This is a genomic window from Amycolatopsis saalfeldensis (genome assembly GCF_900110575.1).
GTDB lineage: Bacteria > Actinomycetota > Actinomycetes > Mycobacteriales > Pseudonocardiaceae > Amycolatopsis > Amycolatopsis saalfeldensis.
In genome coordinates this window covers 48658-67597 of record NZ_FOEF01000007.1, presented here as the reverse complement: position 1 = coordinate 67597, position 18940 = coordinate 48658, and the positions used below count along the sequence as shown (strand labels likewise).

The window sequence follows — 18940 nt, the reverse complement described above, 5'->3', positions numbered from 1 at the left end:
CGGATTCGGGCGCGTGCCGGAGTCACGGCGCACGCACCAGGTCGATGTCGGCGGGGGTGGCGGTGTGCGGGCCGCCGTTGACGATCACCGTCTGGCCGGTCAGGTAGGACGCGCCGGTCGAGCACAGGAACAGGCATACCGACGCGATGTCGTCGGGCGTGCCGAGCCGGTTCAGCGCGACGAACCGGGCCACCCGCGCCTCGACCTCGCCGGCCGCGAAACGGGACGCGGCGGTGGCCACCGCGCCGGGTTCGAGGCAGTTGACGCGCACGTTCGCGTCGGCCCATTCCCACGCCATCGTGCGGGTCAGCGACGCGAGACCGGCCTTCGCCGCCGCGTACGCGCCGCGCAGCGGATGCGCGTGCCCGGCCGAGGCCGAACCGATGTTGACCACCGAGCCGCCGCCGCGGCGGCGGAACGTCGGCAGCGCGGCCTTGGCGAGGTGGAACGCGCCGCTGAGGTTCGCTTCGAGCATCGCGTTCCAGGCGTTGACGGACAATTCGTCGAGCCGGGCGCCGAAATTGCCGCCCGCGTTGTTGACGAGGACGTCCACCCGGCCGAACCGCTGCTCGGCCGCGGCGACGATCTCGGCCGCGGTCTCCGGGTCGCGGATGTTGCCGGCGACGGCGACCGCGTCGCGGCCCTGTGCCCGGACGCGTTCGACGACGTCGTCCAAGGCGTCCTCGCGACGGCCGTGGACCACCAGGCTCGCCCCCGCCGCGGCGAACCGGCCGGCGATCGCCCCGCCGATCCCGCCGGTCGCGCCGGTGACGATCGCGACCCGGTCCCGGAAGTCGAACCGCACGTCGCCGAACGGCGAAGCCGGCTGTGTCATCGCGGTCATCGCGCCCCTTTCGCAAGTCCGATACCGGACCCAGGCTCGCCACCGGCCGCCATCGTGACAACGGCTCGCGGGCTATCGGCGCGATAGCCCGCGGCGGCCCCGTTTTGTATTGACAGTCACAGTCCGGGTCACGGAGCATCACGGTTCTCTCGACCAAGCGGAGTTGCAATGAGGCAGACCAGCACGGTGCGTCCGGGGCCGGAATCCGCGCAGCGCATTGAAGAACCCGGCGCTCCGATCGCTTTCCGGAACGTCAGCCACAACTTCATCCACGGCAAGCGCGCGGTGCTCGTCCTGGAGGAGTTCGACCTGGAGATCGGGGCGTCGGAGTTCGTCAGCATCGTCGGCCCGTCCGGGTGCGGGAAGACCACCGCGCTGTCCATGGCGGGCGGGCTGGAGCGCCCGCGGCACGGCCGCGTGCTGCTCGACGGGAGACCGTGCGACGGCACGTCGGACGACGTCGCGTTCATGTTCGCCCGCGACGCGCTGCTGCCGTGGCGACGGGTGCGCCGGAATGTCGAGCTGGGGATGGAAGTCCGGCGCGTCCCGGCCGCCGAGCGCCGCCGCCGTGCCGACGAATGGCTGCGCCGGGTCCGGCTGGAGGAGTTCGCCGATTCCGACGTGCTGCACCTGTCGCAGGGCATGCGGCAGCGGGTCGCGATCGCGCGGACCCTCGTGCAGAGCCCGCGCGTGGTGCTGATGGACGAGCCGTTCGCCGCCCTCGACGCGCAGACGCGGGCGAACCAGCAGCAGGAGTTCGCCCGGCTCTGGGAAGCGGAACGGCCCACCGTGGTGTTCGTGACGCACGATCTGGAGGAGGCGATCCTGCTGAGCGACCGCGTCGTGCTGATGGCCGCCCGGCCCGGGCGGATCGTCGCCGACCTCCGGATCGACCTGCCGCGGCCGCGCACCCAGGAGATGCGCACGCAGTCGCCGGACTTCGCGGGGTACCTGGAAACCCTGTCCGGACGGCTGCGCGAGGAGGTCGCGGCGGCCGAGGAACGCCGCCAGGCGGAGGGGGAACGCGCATGACCGAACGGATCGAGACCGCGGACGGGACCCTCGCGTACCGCGTCGTGGGAGACGGCCCGCGCCCGGTGCTGCTGGTGCACTCGCTCGCACTCGACGGTTCGTGGTTCGAGCCGCTCGCCGCCGAACTCGGCGACGGCTTCCGGTGCGTGCTCCCGGATCTTCGCGGGCACGGCGCCAGTGACGGCGGCGCGATTTCCTTGGCCGCGCTGGCCGACGACCTCGCGCTGCTGGCCGGGCACTTGCGCATCGAGCGTTGCGCGGCCGCCGGGATCTCGCTCGGCGGGATGGTCGTTCAGGCGCTGGCGCACCGGCACCCGGAGCTCCTCGGCGCCGCTGTCCTCATCGCGACCGCCGGCGCCTACGACGACGTGGCCCGTGCGGCCGCGCGGGCCCGGGCCGCTGCCGCCCGGGCACCGGGCGGGCTGGCGGAGCTCGCCGATGCGACGATGACGCGCTGGTTCGGCGACCGGCCCGGCCCGCTGCTCGCCCGCGCCCGCGAGCAGTTCCTGCGCGGTGACCCGGAAATCCACGCCGCCTGCCTCGAAGCGATGACCGCGGTCGGCGATTTCACCGTTCCCTCGTCGGTACCGGCCCTGGTGCTCGGCGGCGAGGACGACGTCAGCACCCCGCCTCCGGTGCTGGAAGAGCTGCACGCGTCGGTGCCGCACTCGAAGCTGCGGTTCGCGCCGGGCGGGCACCTGACCGCGTTCACCCATCCCGCACCCGTGGCCGCGCTGCTGGCGGAATTCCTCGCCTCGGCGCCGAAGGAGGCCAGACTTGCCTGAATCAGTCCAGTTGTCCGCGGCGGAGCTGCGCGAACGGTTCCAGGCGGCGGAAACGCCCGCGCTGCTGATGCTCGTCGCGCACCTGACCGACGACCCGGCCGTGCTGCGGCCGCAGTGGCGGCCCGACCCGGACCTGCTGCCCGCCACCGGCCTCGACGCGGAAACCGACGCGGCGGCCAGGGAGTTCTGCCTGGCGATGCTGGAGCCGTACCTGGCCGGCGTCGACGCCTGGCCGGCCGAACCGTCCGCCGCGGTGCTCGAGGCGATCGCCGCCTGGGCGCTGGGCCGGTCCGCGGGTGAGGACGCCGATCTGCTGCGCGTCGCGTTCGTGCCGCCGGGCACCGATCCGCGCGCTCCGAAGTGGACGAAGGACGACCTGGACCCGGCGCGGCCCATGCGGGTGGCGATCATCGGGGCGGGGCTGTCCGGGCTGATGGCGGGGCTGCGGATGAAGCAGGCCGGCGTGGACTTCACGATCTTCGAGAAGAACGCCGACGTCGGCGGGACCTGGTACGAGAACAGCTATCCGGACTGCCGGATCGACGTGCACAGCCACATCTACACGTACTCGTTCTTCCCGCACGACTGGCCGTCGTACTTCTGCCGCCAGGACGTCATCCGGTCCTACCTGCGCGGCTTCGCGGAGGAGAACGGGCTGCTGGCGCACATCCGCTTCGGCACCGAGGTCGCCTCGGCGGCCTGGGACGACGAACGCCTGCACTGGGCGGTCACCACCGGCGGGCCGGACCGGCCGGAGGAATTCTCCGTGCTGGTCTCCGCGGTCGGCCAGCTGAACCGGCCGATGATCCCGCGCATCGACGGCCTGGACGCCTTCGCCGGGCCGGTCTTCCACACCGCGCAGTGGGACCACGACGTCGACCTCGCCGGCAAGCGGGTGGCGATGATCGGGACCGGCGCGACCGGCGTCCAGGTCGCCCCCGCGATCGCGAGGGCCGCCGAGTCGCTGACCGTCTTCCAGCGCAGCGCGCCCTACCTGCAGCCGACCCCGGAGCTCCGCGAGGAGATCCCCGAAGCCGGACGGGCCCTGTTGCGCGACATTCCGTTGTACCGCGCGTATTACCGGTTCTCGATCTTCTTGCCGCGCGCGATCGGCCGGCTCGCCGCGGCGACCGTCGACCCGGCCTATCCGCCCACGGAGCGGGCGGTGTCCGCGGCCAACGAACAGCTGCGCCGGCTGCTCACCGACTACCTGCTCGAGCAGGTGGAGGACCGCCCGGACCTCGCCGCGAAGATCGTCCCGGACTACCCGCCGGGCGCGAAGCGGATCATCCGCGACGACGGGACCTGGATCGCCACGCTCAAACAGGACCACGTCGAACTCGTCACCGAACGCATCGCCCGGGTGGACGGCAGCGGCATCCACACCGAGGACGGCCACTACGTGCCGGTGGACGTCATCGTCTTCGGCACCGGCTTCCACGGCTCGGATTTCCTCATGCCGATGCGCGTCACCGGCAGCGGCGGGGCCGACCTCCACGAGTCGTGGGGGGTCGACGCGTGCGCGTACCTGGGACTGACCGTGCCGGACTTCCCGAACCTGTTCTGCATGTACGGTCCCAACACGAACCTGTTGCTGCACGGCAATCTCGTGCTGTTCATCGAATGCCAGTCGGTGTACCTGCTCAGCGCGGTCGAGCAGTTGCTGTCCACCGGCAAGTCGTCGCTGTCGCTGCGCCGCGACGTATTCGACGAATACCGTGACGAAGTCACCGAAGCGAGCGCGCTGCGGGTATGGGGCTGGTCCACAACGCACAGCTGGTACCAGAACGCCGAAGGCCGCTCGACGATCATGTGGCCGCTGTCCGCGCACCGGTACATCAGCGCCACCCAGGCCGTCGATCCCGAGCAGTACGAGTTCCGGTGACCGGCCCCGCCCGTCCCGAGGAGAGAAGCCCACACTGTGATCGCTGAACACACTACGGTCGTCAACGACCTCGAAACCCGTTACCTCGCCGGGGGAGAAGGCCATGAGTCCACTGTGGTCTTCCTCCACGACGGCGCATGGGGCGCGTCCGCCGACGTCACCTGGGGCACGCTGCTGCCGCTCGCGGCCCGCACCCACCGCGTCGTCGCGCCGGACCTGCTCGGCTTCGGCGGGTCGGCCAAGGCCGTCCGGCTGGACCAGCCGCCGTTCGGGTTCCGGCTTCGCCACGTTTACGCGCTGCTGGACCAGCTCGGCATCGACGGCCCGGTCCACCTGGTCGGCAACTCGTTCGGCGGTTCGATCGCCCTGCGCGCCCTGCTCGACCCGCGGCTGAGCGGCCGGATCGCTTCGGCCGCTTCGATCAGCGGCACCGGCGGCCCGTGGCGCAGCGCCGCGAGCGCCGAACTCGCCGGTTACGACGGCACTCGCGCGGACATGGCCCGGCTGGTGCGCCTGCTGTGCGACGACTACCCGGGCATCGAGGACCAGATCGACGCGCGGACGCGGTGGGCGGCGGCGCCAGGGCACTACGCCGGGATGCTCGCGCCGCACGCGACGCCGCCGGAGCCGCTGCGCGTCACCCGGCCCGCCGATCCGTACCCGGCCCCGTTCGCCGGCGTCACGACTCCGGTCCTGCTGTTCGACTGCGCAGGCGATCCGCTGGTCGAACGCGGCTGGGTGAAGCACCTGGCGGACCTCACCCCGGCCGTGACCGTGGCCACGGTGCCGTACCGGCACGCCCCGAACATCAGCCACCCCGAGGCGACGTGGCGTCTTCTCGCCGATTTCGTGAACGGAGCCTGACCCGTGTTCGACGATCCCCACGACGCCGTCGCGGCCCCGGACGTCGCGCACGACCGGCTGTTCCGCCTCGACGGCAAGCGGTTCGCCGTGCTGGGCGGTGCGGCCGGCATCGGCGAGCACGTGGCCCGCACCCTCGGTTCGCTCGGCGCGGAACTGCTCCTGGCCGACGTGGACCGGGAGGCGCTGGCGAAACTCGCCGCGGAACTGGGCGCCGACGGCTTCGCCGCCGATGTGTCCACCGAGGACGGTGCGCGGGCGCTCGCCGAGCACGCCGCGAGCGCGCCGTTGCACGGCTTCGTGGACGTCATCGGCCAGATGACGCGAAAACCGCTGCCCGACTTCACCCTCGCCGAGTGGGAAAAGGACTTCCGGGTCAACCTGACGCACGCGTTCCTCGCCGCCCGGCACCTCGTTCCGCTGCTGGCCAGGCCGGATTCCGCGATCGTGTACGTCTCCAGCATCAACGGCAGCCGTGCCGGGAGCTACGCGGCGGGATACGGCCCGGCGAAGGCGGCGCTCGAAGGCTGGGTGCGGCAGCTGGCCGACGAGTACGGGCCGGAGGGGATCCGCGTCAACGCTGTCGCGCCCGGATTGTTCCTGTCACCCCGGTTCCTCGCCGGTGCGCACGCCCGCACGATGATCGAGCAGTTCAGCGGCAAGACGATGCTGCGGCGGCTCGGCCAGCCCTACGAGGTCGCCGCGGCCATCGCGTTCCTCCTGACCCCGGCTGCGGGCTATGTCACCGGCGCCACGCTCGCGATCGACGGCGGGGCGCGCGCCGTCGACGCGACCGGGCTCGACGCGCTCTCGAGCTGAGCGTCGCCCGGCGCCCGACCTTACGATGGCCCCGAGGTCGGCGGCAGCGGCGCCGCGGACCCGGCGCGAGTAGGGGCCCAGCGTGAGATTCGAGCAGTTGCGCTACCTCGAGGCGGCACTGCGCACCGGATCGTTCCGGCAGGCGGCGCACGAGCTGGGGGTGTCCCAGCCGACGATCACCAACCAGGTGCAGCGGCTCGAGGAAGATCTCGGCGTCGTCCTCGTCCTGCGCGGCGCGCACGGCGTCCGGCCGACGGACGCCGCGGAGCGGATCCTGCCGCACGTGAAGGCCGCGATCCGGGCCGAAGACCTGCTCCGGCAGGAGGCCAGCGCGATCGACGGGCTCAAGATCGGCACGGTGAGCATGGGCACCGTCGCGATCGGGAGCATGCGCGTGCTGCCGCAGCTGGTGCGTGAAATGCACGAAGGCCACCCGAACATCCGGTTCGAGGTGACCGAGGGCGGCACCTACATCGTGTGCGAAGGCGTGCTGGACGGGACATTCGACCTCGGCCTGATCACCCGGATCCCGCTGCCCGGAGAACCGCCGGACGACGAGCGGCTGCACTACGTCGACCTGATGACCGGACGGCTGGTGCTGTGCGTGCCCGACACCCACCCGCTGGCCCGCGCGGAGACCTTCGACCTCGACGACCTGTCCGGCGAGCCGCTGATCTTCTTCCGCGAAGGCAGCATCCTGCGCCGTGCCTTCGAGCAGCTGACCAGCGGAATCGACGCGCGGATCGTGTACACGACCGACGGTGCGGAGACCGCTCAGCGGATGGTGCGGGCCGGGGTGGGGATCGCCATCGCGAACACCCTCGCCCCGTCCACGACCAGCGGGAACGGGGTCACGCTGATCCCGATCAACAAGCCCTGGGCCCAGACGACGCTGTCCGCCATCGTCCGGACCGGCGAACTGCGCGGCCGGATCGTGGAGACGCTGCTGCGGCAGATCCGCTCGGCCAAGGGCGCGACTGATCGCCTGCCGGGGCGATAGCCGCCTCCTTCTTCTCCGCACCGTCGTTCGGTGCATACAGTCCGGTGCATGAAAGCAGTGCACATCAAGGATTTCGGCGGCCCGTCGAGCGTCGCCCTCGTTGACGTCGAGCCGCCGGCCCGCGAAGCCGGCGAGGTGCTCATCGATGTCCACGCCGCCGGCGTGGCCTTTCCCGAGGTCCTGCAGACGCGCGGGAAGTACCAGGTGAGGCCGGAGCTTCCGTTCGTCCCGGGCGCGGAGGTGGCCGGGGTCGTCGCGGAGGCGCCCGCGGGGTCCGCGGTCCGGGCCGGAGACCGGGTCGCCGCGCTCCCGTTCCTCGGCGGGTTCGCCGAGCAGGCGGTGTGCCCGCTGGACGCGACGTTCCCGATCCCGGACTCGGTGACCTTCGAGCAGGCGGCGGCGATCCCGTTCAACTACCTGACGGCCCACTTCGCGCTGTGCCGGCGCGGCCGCCTGGCTGCGGGGGAGACGGTGCTGGTGCACGGTGCCGCGGGCGGCGTCGGCACGGCGGTGATCCAGGTGGCGAAGGCGTTCGGCGCGGGCACGGTGCTCGGCGTGGTGTCGACGCCGGCGAAGGGCGAGATCGCGGTCGCCGCCGGGGCGGACGCGTATGTCCTGGCGGACGGCTTCAAGGAGTCGGTGCGGGAAGCGACCGCCGGGCGTGGCGTCGACCTGGTCGCGGACGTGGTCGGCGGCGACCGGTTCACCGACTCGCTGCGATCCCTCGCCGCGGACGGCCGGCTGCTGGTCATCGGTTTCACCGCCGGCGCGATCCCCGAGGTGAAGGTCAATCGGCTGCTGCTGAACAACCTGGACGTGATCGGCGTCGGCTGGGGTGCCTACGCCAACGCGCGGCCGGGCTACCTGCGGGCCCAATGGGCGGAACTCCTGCCGAAGCTGGAAACCGGCGCCCTCCGGCCCCACCTCGGCGGCACGTACACCTTGGGCGACGTCCAAACGGCACTGGCTGCGATCGACAACAGGAGCGCTGTGGGCAAACTGGTCCTGCGGCTGCGGGACTGATCACCCCCTGAGCGACGTCCCAGCCTCGGCCAGGGCTACCGGGTGGGTTCGGGGTCACGGAGATCCCGGCCCTTGGTCTCGGGCATGAACACGACCGTGATGATCGAGATCGCCATGAGGCCGATCGCGTACCAGTTGAACGAGTTCGGGAGGTGCCGATCGGCGAAGAAGGTCTGCAGGTACGGCGCCGTGCCGCCGAACACCGCGACCGCGACCGAATAGGGGACGCCGAGACCGGCGGCCCGGATTCCGGTCGGAAACATCTCGGCGTACACCGCGGGGCCGATCGACGCGAACGAGCCGATCAGGACCAGTGCGACGGCCATCGCGACGAACAGCTGCCACGGCTGTCCCTTGATGATCGCGTTGAGCGGAAACAGCAGGATGATCAGCATCAGCGAACCGAAGATCAGCACAGGTTTGCGCCCGATCCTGTCGGAGACGATGCCCCAGACCGGCAGCGCGATCAGGAACACCAGATTGGCGAAGACACCGGCCCACAACGCTCCCGTTGCCGGTACGCCCCGCACGCTGATGGCGTAGGCGGGGGCGGAAACGGCCCAGACGTAGTACACGACGGTGGCGCCGACAGTGATGCCGATGACGCGGAACAGCAGCGCCGGGCGTTCCCACATCTTCTTCACCAGCGAATCCCGCGGCCGACCGTCCTTTGTGGCCACGGCGGCCGCGGTGAACGTCTCCGTTTCCTGCATCTTCGCACGCATGTACAGCGTGAACAGTCCGAAGACGCCGCCCACGAGGAAGGGGATTCGCCAGCCGTAGCTGTCCATCTGGGGCGTCGTCAGGATCGAGGAGAGGACCGCGCCCAGCAGGGTGCCCGCGACGATGCCGAGCGTGCCGGAGAAGTAGATCAGGCTGGACCACAGGCCGCGGCGGTGGGGCGGCGCGACCTCGGAGATGTAGGTCTGCGCCGACGGCAGTTCGCCGCCGTGCGCGAGGCCCTGCGCCAGGCGGCACAGCACCAGCACCACGGCCCCCCAGCTCCCGATGGTGCCGTACGTCGGGGTCAGGCCGATCACCAGACTGCCCACCGCGGCGAGACCGACCGACAGCGCCATGGCCGGCCGGCGGCCCCTGCGGTCGGCCAGCCGGCCGAAGAGGAACCCGCCGAACGGCCTGGCCACAAAGCCGACCGCGAACACCGCGAGCGTCTTGAGCAGATCCGAGACCGAACTGCCACTGTGGAAGAACTGCGGCGCGAAGAACGCCGCGAAGGTCGCGTAGATGTTCCAGTCGAACCATTCCATCGCGTTGCCGCCGCCGATTCCGACGAACATCCGGAACCGGCTCGACGAGGGCGTGACGGGCGAGGTCGCGGTTTCGGTCCGTGGTGTGGTCATGACGAGGCTCCTGTGGCGACAGCCAGTCGTTCGATCGCGAGTGCGGCATACACCGCCGCCGCGTCGGTGAGTACGTGCTCGGAGAACTGGGCTCGCGGCGAATGGTTCATCGGCGCCGTGGCCGGTTCGGCGCCGGGCATGCAGGCGCCGAGCCCGATGAAGGCGCCGGGGACGGCCCCCAACACCCGTGAGAAGTCCTCGGATCCGCTGTGCGGCCGGTCGAGTTCGTGGTACCGCTGCTCGCCGAGGACCTCCTGGATCACCTGCCGGCTGAACGCGACCTCGTCCGGGTTGTTGACCGTCAACGGGTATTCGGCGTGGAAGTCGATGTCGACCTCGACGCCGTGCGCCAGGGCCACGCCGTGCAGCACGCGCCTGATGGCCGCGTCGAGCCGGTCCTCGCTCTCGGCCGAGAAACGGCGGACGGTCGCCTCGAAGGTCGCGGTGTCGGGGATGACGTTGCGCCTGCTGCCGGCCCGCAGCACGCCGACGGTGATCACGACCGGATCGAAGATGTCGAAGTGCCGGGTCACCATGGTCTGCAGGGACGTGATCATCTCGGCCGCCGCGACCACCGGGTCCTTCGCGGAGTGCGGTGCCGAACCGTGCCCGCCCGCGCCGCGCACCGTGACGTCGAGGCCGTGCGAGGCGGACAGCATCGGGCCGGGCTTGCTGACGAACAGCCCGGACGGGACCTGGTTGGAGAACACGTGCATGCCATAGGCGTGGTCGGCCCGCCTGCCCGCGGCGTCCAGGACGCCCTCGTCGATCATCTTCCCGGCGCCGTTCCAGCCTTCCTCGCCGGGCTGGAACATCAGCACCACATCACCGCCGAGGCGGTCGCGGTGCTGGGAGAGCAGGCGGGCGGCGCCGATCAACGCGGTCGTGTGCAGATCGTGTCCACAGGCGTGCATGGCTCCGTTGCGTGCGGCGAAATCCGCCCCGGTCTGCTCCTCGACCGGCAGGGCGTCCATGTCGGCGCGGAGCAACACGGTGGTCGGCTCGGGCGCGGAGCGCGCCTGCCCGCGCAGCACCGCGGTGACGGAGGTCGTCGACGAGCCGGTGGTGATCTCCAGCGGTAGTCCGCGCAGGGCGTCGAGCACCTGTTCCTGGGTGCGGGGCAGATCGACGCCGACCTCGGGGTTGCGGTGCAGCCGGCGGCGTAGCCCGACCAGGTCGTCCCGCATACCTCTCGCGTCGTCGGTGAGGTGCATGTCATGTCCGTTCGGGTCGAAACGATTTCGGTAGAGTTTCCGGCACCGACCGCTTCGGACCGCGAGAGTTGCCAGTTCCGCTCGACGATCACCTGGTTTTGGACACAACCGTGCATGAGATGCTGGACGACGCCGACTTCATGCTCATTCATGCCCTGCAGCTGCGGCCCCGGGCGAGCTGGTCGGCACTCGCGCCGATCCTGAACAGCACCCCGGTCACCCTGGCGCGCCGGTGGGAACGGCTCTCCGCTGCGGGCCTGGCCTGGATCACCGCGTATCCGCACCTCGAAATGTCGGAATCGGTCACGGCACTCGTCGAGGTCGACTGCGCCCAGAGCCGGCTGAACGACCTGTGGCGGCGGCTCGCCGCCGACCCGAGGATCGTGACCATCGAACACGCGGCGCGGGGGCGGGACCTGATCCTCACGGTTCGCGTGCCGTCCCTTGAGGACCTGTCGGTCCTGCTGCTCGACGACCTGCCCGGTCTGCCCGGTCTGCAATCGACCCGCGCGCACATCGCCGCCCAGTTCCACGCCGAGGCCAGTAGCTGGCGGCTGGACGTGCTGGAGCCCAGCCAGATCGCCGCTCTCCAGGCGATCGAGCGGCCTCGGGGGACCGGCACCGCGCACCAGCCTGCCGCCATACCGTCCTCGTGGTGGCCGATCGCGGAGGCGCTGGCCCGCGACGGCCGGGCGAGCGCGGCCGAGATCGGTGCGTCGATCGGGCGACCGGCCTCGACCGTGCGCAGGCAGCTCGGCGGGCTGTTGCGGTCCGGAACGCTGGTCTTCCGGTGCGAGATCGCCCAGCTGTGGAGCCGGTGGCCGATCACGGCGACGTGGTGGTGCCGGGTTCCGGCCGTCGAGCGGGACGGCCTGGTCGCCGAGCTTCGGCGAGATCCCCGCCTGCGGTTGTGCCTTTCGCTGACCGGGCCGACGAACTTCCTGGTGACGATGTGGAACGCGTCGCTGAAGGACCTGATGCGAACCCAGGAACGGATCGAGCGGCTGTTGCCGGCCGGAGAGATCGTGGACACCGCGGTGCTGTTGCGGACGCGCAAACGGCTTGGCTGGCTGCTGCACGGTGATGGCCGTGCCACCGGCGAAGTCGTGCCGTTCGTCGCGGACAACGAATGGCGGAGCGAGCAGGGAGGTAGCTGAAGGGGCCCGACGAGCTTGACGTCGATCTGGACGTGCTGGCCGGGTCGCTGCTTCTCGTAACGCTGGGAGGCGGTCTCCCTGGTGAATCAAGAGGTCCGGGCGTCAACCACCTCCGTCTGTTCCACAACGGCCGGCGATGCAGTCTCGGTGAGGAATGCTTCGACCAGCGACAGCCACTGTTGCGGCGCTTCGAGGGCGACGGCGTGCCCGCTGTCCAGCTCGGTCCAGCGCGCGCCGGGGATCCCGTCGGCGTAGGCGCGCATCGAGGACGGCGCGATGAGCCGGTCGTGTTTTGTGCCGATGACGAGGGTTGGGGCCGTGATGTTCGGCAGGTCCCGTTCGACGTCGATGCGCCGGACCAGGTCGATCTGCTCGGTGGTGCCCGCCGGCGTGGTGAACACGATCAGGTCCAGGAAGCTCTCCAGCTGGTGGTCGGTCAGGGTGCCGAGGAAGGTCTCGCTGAACATCACCGACATGATGAAGCGGGCCAGGGCGGTGTGGTCGCGTTCGGCCAGGCGCTGCCACTCGTCCATCCGGGCGCGCGTGTCCGCGTCGACGCGTGGGGCGCCGGCGGTCAGGATCAGGCCCGCCACCCGACGGGGGTGCCGGATCGCGGCGCGGACCGCGACGGCGCATCCCATCGAGTAGCCGAGGATCGCGAAGGTCTCCACGTCACCGGCGGCGGCCACGAGCTGGTCGGCGAGGTCGTCCAGCTCCAACGGGCCGCTCGCGCGCGGGGTCCCGCCCGACCCGGGGAAGTCCGGGCCGAAGGCCGGCACCGTGCGGGAAAGGGCCGGGATCAACGGCCCGAAGTTCGCGCGCACGGTGCCCGCCGCTCCGTGGGCGAGCAGGAGCGCGGCCGTCGCCGGCCGGGCTGCGGGCACCGTGGCGCCGTGGGCGGTCATCGACTGCGGAACCCGGCGGTCTCGGTCAGCAGCATGCTGCCCAGCGTGAGCGTGTGCCGGCCGGCCGGCAGGGTGAGCCGGGCCGGGTCGATCAGGTAGGTGACCGAGCCCAGGGTGTTCGCGGTGAGGGTGGCCACCGCCCGGCCGTCGATGGCGAGCTTGACCGGGTGCTGGGGCAGGAAGCCGGTCGCGGCGGCGTAGGTCAGGCCGCCCTTCCCGACGTCGGTGGCGGTGAGGCGGACACCGTGGCGCAGCCGGGCCAGGGCCTCGGCGGCCTTGCGCTGCGGCGAGGTGTCCTCGTCCTGCGCGCGGACGGCCGAGACCAGCGCCGGGACGAATTTGCTCGCGTCGATCGTGCCCCAGCCGCTGGCGACGTCGAACCCGGCGCCGGCGGCGAAGCCGGGCACGAGGACGCCGTCCCCGGAGGCGGTGGGCACGGAGTTGTCGCCGGAAACGACGTCGGAGACGCCCGCCTGCGGACCACGCGGGCCGAGCACCCGGTAGAGCACGTCGTTGACCGGGCCGACGCTGCCGTGGTTCAGCTGGGCGGCCAGCGCGAGCACTGCGGCGAACATCGGTCCCGCCTCGGAGGTGCCCTTCTGGGCGTCCATGGTGATGTCCGGGACCGAACGCATGCCGCTGCCGGTGATCGCGCCGACCCCGTCCTGGTAGTCCGGCCGCGGGTACACCGACGAGTAGCCCGCGCCCTCCGAGAACTTGCCCTTGTGCCACAACGGGTCCGGGCCGGTTCGCGCGCCGGACGCGTCGAGGTTGGGCACGCTGCCGCCGATCGCGGTGACCCAGGGCGAGTCGTCCCAGACCGCGGTGTCCGGCGTCGCGGTGGTCGACCCGCACTGCGCGTTGGCGACCGCGAGGTTCTGCACCACGCCGCAGTCGCCGGTCCCCACCATCACCGGGATGCCGGCCGCCGCCGCGGTCAGCGGTCCCGGATCCTGCGCGGTGATCTGTGCCGCGCCGGCGCTGTACGTGCTCTCACCGGTGTTGTCGCTGATCGAGATCGCGTCGGCGAGATGATGCTCGCTGATGTGTTCGACGGCCTGCATCAGCTCCGGCGGGGCCACCTCGCTCGCCGCGTCGCCGGTGATCTCGCTTTCCGCCGGCGTCGCGGAGATCAGGATCTTCGCGTACGGCGCGATGAGATGCGCGGCCTCCACGTCGAGCCGGAGCTCGCCCACCCAGGCGTCACACGAGCCGTAGCTGCCCAGGGCGACCATGCCCGGCGGGCACTGCGCGGGCAGGTGGCCGTCACCCGACGGGTAGATCGTCTGGATCTCCGGATCGGGCAGCCCGTAGGTCCGATCGAAGTCCTGGATGACCTGGTTGATCCCGGGGTCGTCCCAGCCCTCGATCAGCGCGATCGTCGTGCCGGTCCCGTCGATGCCCTTGCGCCACAGGTCGCCGACGCGGTAGTCGAGGACGTCCGACGCGCCGGGAGTCAGCTTCGCGAACTTCGGGTAGTTCTCCGTCATGTTCTGCAGGACGGCCGTCAAGGTCTTGACATGCTCCGGATTCGGCTGCACAGCAGCCGCGCTGTCCGTGGCCCCGGCGGCGGCCGCCGCCGGTAACGAGCACACACCGACAGCCAGGGCCACCAGAGTCAGGGATATCTTCTTCTTCATGGGGGGAACCTCACCAGTCTCGTCGGGCGGAAGCTTGATCAGTGCGCCGCGTCCAGCAACGCGCGCTGGCCGGCGGTCAGCTCCAGGTCGACCGCGTCCAGGCTCTCGTTCAGCTGCGCCACCGATGACGCGCCGACGAGCGGGATGACCGGCAGGTCGCCGCCGATCATCCAGGACAGCACGACCTGGTTGGCCGTGGCACCGGTTTCCCGTACCACCTCCTGCAACGCCTTGAGCCGGGCCTGCGTGCCGGCGTGGTCGTGCAGCTCGTCCAGCGGCCGGTCCTCGCGCACGTAGCCGCCGGACAGCAGCGGGGTGTACGCCAGCAAGGTCAGCTCGGGGCGATCCTTCAGGTAGGTCATCAGCTCCGTGCTGAACAACCCTTCGTCGCCCTCCTTCGAGCGGCGGCTCGGCACGTCGGTGCGCGCCCGCAGGTAGGTGTGGTGGTACTGGACGACCTCGTAGCCGGGCAGGCCGGCGCCGTCGGCGAGTGAGCGCCACTTCTCCAGCCGCCACGACCAGTGGTTGCTGGCGCCGATCATGGCCACCGACCCGTCCGCCACCAGGGAGGCGAAGGCTTCGACGATGTCCTTCTGCGGAGTGTCCATGAAGTCCGCGTGCGCATAGAGCAGGTCCAGCTGTTCCACGCCCAGGTACTCGCGGCTGCGCGCCGCGGACGCGCGGATCACTTGCGGCGCAAGGCCTTCCGGGTTGAAGGCGAAGCCCGGCGTCTTCGGCCGGCCGCCGAGCTTGGTGGCGATCACCACCTCGTCGGTGATGCCCCGGCTGCGCCGCCACCGGCCGAGCAGCCGCTCGCTCTCGCCACCCTGGGTGCCCTTGACCCAGAACGCGTAGTTGTTGGCCGTGTCGAGGAAGGTGCCGCCGGCCTCGACGAACCGGTCGAGGATGGCGAACGCCCGCTCCTGCTCGACGGTAGTGCCGAAAGTCATCGCGCCCAGCGCGAGCACGCTCACCTCGCGGCGGTGCTGGGGGTCGGTGCCGATCTTCCGATACTTCATCCGAGTGTGGTCTCCCCTGTGGTGGATGCGGCCGCCTCGTTCACGACCGCGCCGCGCGGTCGATGAGCTTGTTCAGGCCCGCGGGAGTCGGCGTGATCAGGAAGTCCCGCAGCTTCACCGACACCCCGAGCTCGGCGCGGATCAGCCGCAGCAGCCGCACCGCGCCCATGGAGTTGCCGCCGACGGTGAAGAAGTCGGTGTCCGCGGTCAGCTCGACAGGCTTGTCCAGGATGCGGGCGATCAGCTCGGGCGCGGTGCCGAGCGGTTCCGGCTCGGCCGCCGCGGCCGGCCGGCCGGCCGGGGCCGCCACGGCTTCGAGCGCCCGGCGGTCCACCTTTCCGTTGCCGGTCACCGGCATCCGGTCCACCACCGCCCACAGGCTCGGCACCATGTACACCGGCAGCCGCTCGGCCACCAGGTCCCGCAGTTCGCCGGTGCCCACCGGCCCCGCCGGGACGATCGCGGCGAGCAGCCGCTTTTCCGAGCTGTCCCCGTCGGTGACCACGACGGCCGCATCGCGCACCCGCGGGTCCGCGGCCAGCACATCGGCGATGGCGGACAGCTCGATGCGGAACCCGCGCAGCTTCACCTGGTCGTCACGGCGGCCGAGGAAGCGCAGCCGCCCGGCGCGGTCCACGCGCACCAGGTCGCCGGTGCGGTAGAGCCGGTCCGGGACGTCGGGGGAGAAGGTGCCGAAGGCCCTGGCCGATTCGCCTTCGTCGTCGACGTAACCGTGCGCGAGGCCCTCGCCCGCCGCGTACAGCTCGCCGACCGCGCCCGGCGGCACGATCCGGTGCCGCCGGTCCAGGACGTGCACGCGCGTGCCCGGCAACGGGGTGCCGATGGGCAGCGGCCCGTTCGCCTCCGCGGGGGAGGTGACCGAGTGCGTGGTGGTGAAGGTGGTGTTCTCGGTGGGGCCGTAGCCGTTGGTGACGACGATCCCGGGGTGGCGTTCCAGCACGCGCGCCACCTGGGCGTGCGGCACGACGTCGCCGCCGGTGATCAGCTGCCGCAGACCGCCGAGCCCGGCCGGGGCGAACTCCTCGACCAGCCGGAACAGGCCCGCGGTCAGCCACGCGACGGTCACCTGCCGGTCGAGCAGGAACCGGCCGAGTTCGCTGGGCGAGGGCAGGCCCGGCGGGTACACCTCCAGCGCGGCGCCGCTCGCGAGCGGGCTCCACAGCTCCAAAGTGGACGCGTCGAACGCCAGCGGAGACAGCCGCAGCATCCGGTCTTCCGGTCCCCAGTGGACGAAGCCGGGCTCGTGCACGAGCCGCACGATCGCCCGGTGCGGCACCGCGACGCCCTTGGGCAGACCCGTTGAGCCGGAGGTGAACGCGATGTAGGCCAGATCGTCGGGGCCGGTGGCCGCCGGCTCGGCGTCCGAGGACTCCCAGGCCGGTTCCCACGTCGCGCACGCGGGCACGCCGAGGTGGGCGACGGCGTCCGGGGAGCCGGCCAGCACGGCCTTCGGCGCGGCCTTGGCCAGGATGTGCCGGACCTGCGTCTCGGGCTGGCCCAGGTCGACACCCACGTACGCGGCACCCGCCCACGCGATGCCGAGCACCGCGACGGCTTCGGCGATCGAGCGGTCCAGCGTCACCAGCACCCGGTCGCCGCGGCCGACGCCGAGTTCGCGGAGCCGGCGTGCCTGCTCGGCCGCCGCGCCCGCGAGCTGCGCATAGGTCAGCTCCAGGTCGCCCTCGCGCACCGCGACCGCGTCCGGCGTGCGCTGCGCCGCCCGCCGGAACAGCTCGTCCGCGGTGACCGCGGGGAAGTCGCGGCGCGTGGCGTTGACGGCGTCGAGCACTTGCCGCCGCTCGTCGGACAGGCAGCGCAGATCCGCCACCCGGCCCTCGGCCGTGGTGAGTTCCCGGGTGGCCGTGGTGAAGTCGTCGAGGAACGCCCGCGCGTCGGCCTCGTCCCACAGCGCCGTCGCGTACTCGAGCTGTGCCCCCAGCGTCGGGTGGGAGCGGCCGAACAGCAGCGACAGGTCGAACTGGGCGCCGCCGCCGTGGCCCTCCTCGACGCGGAGCCGGACGTCGCCGGCCTCGATGTGTTGCGGCACAAGCTGATCGTGCATGCCGAAGCAGACCTGCACCAGCGGGTGGGCGCTCAGCCCGCGCTCGATGCCCAGGCGGGTGACCAGCTCGTCGAACGGCAGTGCGCCCGCTTCGATGCCGCGGGCCAGGGAGTCCTGCACCGAGAGCAGGTAGTCCACGACCCGCGCGTCGTCGTCGACCTCCACCAGGATCGGCGCCAGGTTGCCGCCGACGGCGACCAGCTCGGCCAGCTCGGCGGTGTCGCGACCGTAGAGGGCGACGCCGACCAGCAGCCGGCCGACGCCGGTCCAGCGGCTCAGTGCCAGGCCGTAGGCGCCCAGGAGCAGGGCGAACGGGGTGATTCCCAGCTCTCGCGCGCGGTCGTCGACCAGGGTCGTCAAGCTCGCGTCGAGGTCGAGCGGGATGCGGTGGCCCGCCGGGTCCTGGACCGGCGGGCGGGGCTCGTCGGTGGGCAGTTCGAGCACGGTGGGCACGCCGTCGAGGTGCTTCAGCCAGAACTCTGCGAGGCGGTCCCACTCGCCGCCGGCGCGGTCCTGCTCTTGGCGGCGCAGCAACGCTTCCGTGGTGGGCGCGGGTTCGGTGCGCGGCAACGGCAGGCCCGCCCTGAGCGCCCGGTAGGAGCTGAACAGCTCGTCGAGCAGCAGGCCGACCGCCCACCCGTCGAGCAGCACGTGGTGCGCGATCAGCACGACCGCCTGCCGCCCCGCGCCGGCGACGAACAGGTAGCGCAGCGGGGGCGCGGTGGTGAGGTCGAAGGGGACGCGGCTGCGCTCGGCGGCCGCGGCGCGAACGAACTCCTCGAAGTCCCCGCCGTCGCAGGCGATGTCCGCGATCTCGGGTTCGACCTCGTCCAGCACCACGGGTACGACTTCGTCGTCCTCTTCGCGGAACACGGTCCGCAGCGAGGCGTGCCGCGCCGTGGTGGCCGCGGCGGCGCGTCCGAAGACCTCGCGGTCCAGCGCCCCACTGTCTACATAGGACGTGAAGACCAGGTTGTAGGAGGATCCGCCGAGGGTGCTCTCGAGCAGCCACATGCCCCGTTGCATCGGGGTCAGCGACGGCGCGGCCGGCGCGGGTGCCGCGATGGCGGCGGGCGCCGTGCCGACGGCGTTCGAGAGCACCGTGCCCAGCGGGGTGGACGACAGCAGCTCCGCCACCGACAGCTTCAGGCCGAGCTGCTCCTGCGCCATGGCGGTGAGCCGCATCGCCCGCAGCGAGTCACCGCCGAGTGCGATGAAGCTGTGGCTGGCGAACACCGTGCTGTCCGTCGCCGGCCCGAGGACCGACACTGCGTACTCGTCCAATGACATGCCGACCTCCAGGTCAGTGAAT

General features: G+C 71.6%; 15 protein-coding genes. 8 read left to right on the top strand and 7 right to left on the bottom strand.

Annotated features, from left to right (window positions below):
• Positions 1-22: 22 nt before the first annotated feature.
• Positions 23-844, bottom strand: coding sequence for an SDR family NAD(P)-dependent oxidoreductase (locus BMY97_RS17805; RefSeq protein WP_091617986.1), 822 nt, complete (start codon positions 842-844; stop codon positions 23-25).
• Between the two features lie 168 nt (positions 845-1012).
• Here BMY97_RS17805 and BMY97_RS17800 point away from each other — a divergent pair, with 168 nt between their 5' ends.
• The 7 genes from BMY97_RS17800 to BMY97_RS17770 all read left to right on the top strand — a co-directional run bounded on the left by BMY97_RS17800 (position 1013) and on the right by BMY97_RS17770 (position 8249).
• The gene (locus BMY97_RS17800; protein ID WP_091617985.1) at positions 1013-1876 is read left to right on the top strand and encodes an ABC transporter ATP-binding protein; all 864 of its coding nucleotides are present in this window, start codon (positions 1013-1015) and stop codon (positions 1874-1876) included.
• Positions 1873-2661 (top strand): alpha/beta fold hydrolase, encoded by a 789-nt coding sequence (locus tag BMY97_RS17795; RefSeq protein WP_091617984.1) that lies wholly within the window; start codon positions 1873-1875, stop codon positions 2659-2661. Before BMY97_RS17800 ends, BMY97_RS17795 begins: the two co-directional genes overlap by 4 nt.
• Positions 2654-4546 carry a flavin-containing monooxygenase gene (locus BMY97_RS17790; protein WP_143086212.1) on the top strand — a complete coding sequence of 631 codons (1893 nt, stop codon included), beginning with the start codon at positions 2654-2656 and terminating at the stop codon, positions 4544-4546. The genes BMY97_RS17795 and BMY97_RS17790 overlap by 8 nt, the downstream gene beginning before the upstream one ends.
• Before the next feature lie 36 nt (positions 4547-4582).
• Positions 4583-5410 (top strand): alpha/beta fold hydrolase, encoded by an 828-nt coding sequence (locus tag BMY97_RS17785; RefSeq protein ID WP_091617982.1) that lies wholly within the window; start codon positions 4583-4585, stop codon positions 5408-5410.
• A 3-nt stretch (positions 5411-5413) separates the two neighbouring features.
• Positions 5414-6226, top strand: coding sequence for an SDR family NAD(P)-dependent oxidoreductase (locus tag BMY97_RS17780; RefSeq protein ID WP_091617981.1), 813 nt, complete (start codon positions 5414-5416; stop codon positions 6224-6226).
• An 82-nt stretch (positions 6227-6308) separates the two neighbouring features.
• The gene (locus tag BMY97_RS17775) at positions 6309-7226 is read left to right on the top strand and encodes a LysR family transcriptional regulator (RefSeq protein WP_091617980.1); all 918 of its coding nucleotides are present in this window, start codon (positions 6309-6311) and stop codon (positions 7224-7226) included.
• A 48-nt stretch (positions 7227-7274) separates the two neighbouring features.
• Positions 7275-8249: an NADPH:quinone oxidoreductase family protein gene (locus tag BMY97_RS17770; protein ID WP_091617979.1), complete on the top strand. Its 975-nt coding sequence runs from the start codon at positions 7275-7277 to the stop codon at positions 8247-8249.
• A gap of 35 nt (positions 8250-8284) precedes the next feature.
• Here BMY97_RS17770 and BMY97_RS17765 read toward each other — a convergent pair whose 3' ends face one another.
• On the bottom strand, positions 8285-9610 hold the full coding sequence (locus BMY97_RS17765) for an MFS transporter (RefSeq protein ID WP_091617978.1): 1326 nt from the start codon (positions 9608-9610) through the stop codon (positions 8285-8287).
• Entirely contained in the window at positions 9607-10824 is a 1218-nt protein-coding gene (locus BMY97_RS17760; RefSeq protein ID WP_091617977.1) for a M20 metallopeptidase family protein, read from the bottom strand. Before BMY97_RS17760 ends, BMY97_RS17765 begins: the two co-directional genes overlap by 4 nt.
• Before the next feature lie 119 nt (positions 10825-10943).
• Here BMY97_RS17760 and BMY97_RS17755 point away from each other — a divergent pair, with 119 nt between their 5' ends.
• Positions 10944-11981, top strand: coding sequence for an Lrp/AsnC family transcriptional regulator (locus BMY97_RS17755; RefSeq protein ID WP_245787371.1), 1038 nt, complete (start codon positions 10944-10946; stop codon positions 11979-11981).
• Positions 11982-12067: 86 nt separating this feature from the next.
• Here BMY97_RS17755 and BMY97_RS17750 read toward each other — a convergent pair whose 3' ends face one another.
• Genes BMY97_RS17750 through BMY97_RS17735 form a run of 4 tightly spaced genes read right to left on the bottom strand, consistent with a single transcriptional unit; the run spans position 12068 to position 18918 of the window.
• A complete protein-coding gene (locus BMY97_RS17750) occupies positions 12068-12886 on the bottom strand; it encodes an alpha/beta fold hydrolase (RefSeq protein ID WP_091617975.1) in 819 nt (272 codons plus the stop codon).
• Positions 12883-14526 carry a S8/S53 family peptidase gene (locus BMY97_RS17745; RefSeq protein ID WP_091617974.1) on the bottom strand — a complete coding sequence of 548 codons (1644 nt, stop codon included), beginning with the start codon at positions 14524-14526 and terminating at the stop codon, positions 12883-12885. Before BMY97_RS17745 ends, BMY97_RS17750 begins: the two co-directional genes overlap by 4 nt.
• 38 nt (positions 14527-14564) lie before the next feature.
• Positions 14565-15545 carry an aldo/keto reductase gene (locus BMY97_RS17740; RefSeq protein ID WP_091617973.1) on the bottom strand — a complete coding sequence of 327 codons (981 nt, stop codon included), beginning with the start codon at positions 15543-15545 and terminating at the stop codon, positions 14565-14567.
• Between the two features lie 40 nt (positions 15546-15585).
• Entirely contained in the window at positions 15586-18918 is a 3333-nt protein-coding gene (locus tag BMY97_RS17735) for a non-ribosomal peptide synthetase (RefSeq protein WP_091617972.1), read from the bottom strand.
• Between the last annotated feature and the right edge of the window lie 22 nt (positions 18919-18940).

Coding starts and splice junctions, on each gene's coding strand:
- BMY97_RS17760 (WP_091617977.1), bottom strand. CDS start 10,824: ATGCACCTCACCGACGACGCGAGAGGTATGCGGGACGACCTGGTCGGG.
- BMY97_RS17765 (WP_091617978.1), bottom strand. CDS start 9,610: ATGACCACACCACGGACCGAAACCGCGACCTCGCCCGTCACGCCCTCG.
- BMY97_RS17795 (WP_091617984.1), top strand. CDS start 1,873: ATGACCGAACGGATCGAGACCGCGGACGGGACCCTCGCGTACCGCGTC.
- BMY97_RS17735 (WP_091617972.1), bottom strand. CDS start 18,918: ATGTCATTGGACGAGTACGCAGTGTCGGTCCTCGGGCCGGCGACGGAC.
- BMY97_RS17800 (WP_091617985.1), top strand. CDS start 1,013: ATGAGGCAGACCAGCACGGTGCGTCCGGGGCCGGAATCCGCGCAGCGC.
- BMY97_RS17770 (WP_091617979.1), top strand. CDS start 7,275: ATGAAAGCAGTGCACATCAAGGATTTCGGCGGCCCGTCGAGCGTCGCC.
- BMY97_RS17805 (WP_091617986.1), bottom strand. CDS start 844: ATGACCGCGATGACACAGCCGGCTTCGCCGTTCGGCGACGTGCGGTTC.
- BMY97_RS17750 (WP_091617975.1), bottom strand. CDS start 12,886: ATGACCGCCCACGGCGCCACGGTGCCCGCAGCCCGGCCGGCGACGGCC.
- BMY97_RS17755 (WP_245787371.1), top strand. CDS start 10,944: ATGCTGGACGACGCCGACTTCATGCTCATTCATGCCCTGCAGCTGCGG.
- BMY97_RS17740 (WP_091617973.1), bottom strand. CDS start 15,545: ATGAAGTATCGGAAGATCGGCACCGACCCCCAGCACCGCCGCGAGGTG.
- BMY97_RS17745 (WP_091617974.1), bottom strand. CDS start 14,526: ATGAAGAAGAAGATATCCCTGACTCTGGTGGCCCTGGCTGTCGGTGTG.